This window comes from Streptomyces sp. ICN903 (genome assembly GCF_022015835.1).
Classification (GTDB): domain Bacteria; phylum Actinomycetota; class Actinomycetes; order Streptomycetales; family Streptomycetaceae; genus Streptomyces; species Streptomyces fenghuangensis.
Window position 1 is genome coordinate 1 of record NZ_JAKMAY010000494.1, and the last position, 2,422, is coordinate 2,422.

The 2,422-nt window shown below is 73.9% G+C and carries 3 protein-coding genes; all 3 read left to right on the plus strand.

From position 1 onward, the window contains the following. The coding region (gene hmgA, locus L7D48_RS28130) for a homogentisate 1,2-dioxygenase (protein ID WP_237883819.1) at positions 1-1,013 on the plus strand (1,013 nt) is incomplete at its 5' end. 153 nt (positions 1,014-1,166) lie between these two features. Then, positions 1,167-1,916: a GntR family transcriptional regulator gene (locus L7D48_RS28135; RefSeq protein ID WP_237883821.1), complete on the plus strand. Its 750-nt coding sequence runs from the start codon at positions 1,167-1,169 to the stop codon at positions 1,914-1,916. A 29-nt stretch (positions 1,917-1,945) separates the two neighbouring features. Beyond that, the coding region (locus tag L7D48_RS28140) for a type ISP restriction/modification enzyme (RefSeq protein WP_374494098.1) at positions 1,946-2,422 on the plus strand (477 nt) is incomplete at its 3' end.

A 2,422-nucleotide genomic window follows, 5' to 3' on the forward strand; every position in this document is an offset into this window, starting at 1 on the left:
GGGACCCGCTGCCCGACCCCGCCCCCGGCACCGACTTCCTGGACGGGCTGTGGACCCTGGGCGGCAACGGCGACGCCACCCGGCGCGAGGGCGTCGCCATCCACCTGTACGCCGCCAACGCCCCCATGGAGCGCCGGGTGTTCAGCTCCGCCGACGGCGAGCTGCTGATCGTGCCCGAGCGCGGCGGCCTGCTGCTGCGCACCGAGTTCGGCCTGCTGCGCGCCGAACCGGGCCACATCGCGCTGATCCCCCGCGGGGTCCGCTTCCGCGTCGAGCCGCTGGACGCGGTGGTGCGCGGCTACGTCTGCGAGAACATGGGCCGCCCCTTCGTCCTGCCCGACCTCGGCCCCATCGGCGCCAACGGCCTTGCCAATGCTCGGGACTTCATGGCCCCCACCGCCGCGTACGAGGACGTGGAGGGCCCGGTGGAGGTGGTCAGCAAGTTCTGCGGCGGCCTGTGGACGGCCACCTACGACCACTCCCCCCTGGACGTCGTCGCCTGGCACGGCAACCTGGTGCCCTACGTCTACGACCTGCGCCGCTTCAACGTGATCGGCAGCATCAGCTACGACCACCCCGACCCGTCGATCTTCACCGTCCTCACCTCGCCCTCGGACACCCCGGGCCTGGCGGGCGTGGACTTCGTGGTCTTCGCCCCGCGCTGGCTGGTCGGCGAGGACACCTTCCGGCCGCCGTACTTCCACCGCAACGTGATGAGCGAGTACATGGGCCTGATCGAGGGCGCCTACGACGCCAAGACCGCCGGCCCCGGCGGCTTCGTCCCCGGCGGCGGCTCGCTGCACAACATGATGTCCGCCCACGGCCCGGACCGCGAGACCTTCGACCGGGCCAGCGCCGCCGAGCTGGTCCCGCAGAAGGTGGACGACGGGCTGGCGTTCATGTTCGAGACCCGCTGGCCGGTGACGCTGACCGCCCAGGCGCGCGACGCCGGACACCTCCAGCACGACTACGACGACGTGTGGCAGGGCCTGGAGCGCCACTTCCGGCGGTGATCCGGCGGTGATCCGGGAGTGAGGGGCCGCATCCGAGGGCGATGGCGCGTACCGTGACCCACGACGTACCGCCGCACCGCCGCCGCGTCACGGTGCCGTGACGCGGCGGCCCGGCAACACCCGGCAACCCAGCCTGGCCGTCCGGAGGCCGCCGTGACCACCTTCGCTCCCGACTCGCTCGCGCTGAACCGCAAGCTGCCGCTGTGGTATCAGGTCTCGCAGTCCCTGCGCGCCTCGATACTCGGCCGCTCCCCCGGCGCGCCCCTGCGCCTGCCCACCGAGGAGCGGCTCGCCGAGCACTACGGCGTCAGCGTCCTGACCATGCGCCAGGCGCTCAAGGAACTGGAGAACGAGGGGCTGATCTCCCGGCACCGGCGGCGCGGCACCTTCATCGAGCCGAGCGCCCGCAGCGGGTCCCCCGTGCGTCTGCTCGGCTCGGTGGACGCCATCGTGGCCCAGCAGTCGGGCGAGGAGACGGTGCTGCTGGGGCACGGCGCCGGGCCGGTCCCCGGGGAGCTGGCCGAGTACTTCCCGGACCTCGCCGAGGCGGTGGCCTACCGGCGGCTGCGCCGCGACCGGGAGACGGGCGAGCCGACCAACTGGGCGGAGAACCTCGTCCGTCCCGAACTGGCCGGCCGCATCGACCTGGAGGACCTGGCGCGCTGGCCCATGACGAAGGTGCTGCGCGACGCCGTGGGCGTGCGGATCAGCCGCATCACCGACACCGTCCAGGCGCGGCTGGCCGACCCGGAGACGGCCGAACTGCTCCAGGTGCCGCTGCTCAGCCCGATCCTGCACTACACCGGCGTCACCTACGACGAGAGCGGCCGGGTGGTGGACGTGGCCCGCATCCAATACCGCGGCGACCGCTTCTCCTTCTCCGTCACCGTGGAGGCGGACTGATCCGCGCCGGACCGGTCCACGTCCGTAGCATGCGTGCGGCAGGCCGTACGGGAAGGGCAGCGGGGAGGGAAACGGTGGGTGCCGGGACGGGCGGTGACAGCGGCCAGGACGTTCCGCTCGACGAGCTGATGCCCTGGTCGGTCCGGACGGTCCGGCCGGGCCGGGACTGGGTGACGGCACCGGACGCGGCGTCGCTGCGGTCCCGCTGGGCCGCGCTGCTGCGGGCCTTCGGCGACGAGCGCGCGGAGCTGTTCGTCACCACCCGTGCCCGCACCATCCGCACCACCGTCCCCCGGCTGCCCGGCCCCGCCGCGGACGCGGGCGCCCCCACCGGCCGGCTGGACCGGGAGGACGGGCCGTGCCCGGAGCCGGTGCGGGTGCTGTGCGGGCCTTACGACCGGCAGTGGCTGATACCGGACCACCGCCTGCTCGACGCCGCCCGGCCGGAGCTGTGGCGGGTCGCCGACGAGCGGCAGGTCCTCCTGGTCGAGCCCCCGGCCGCGCCC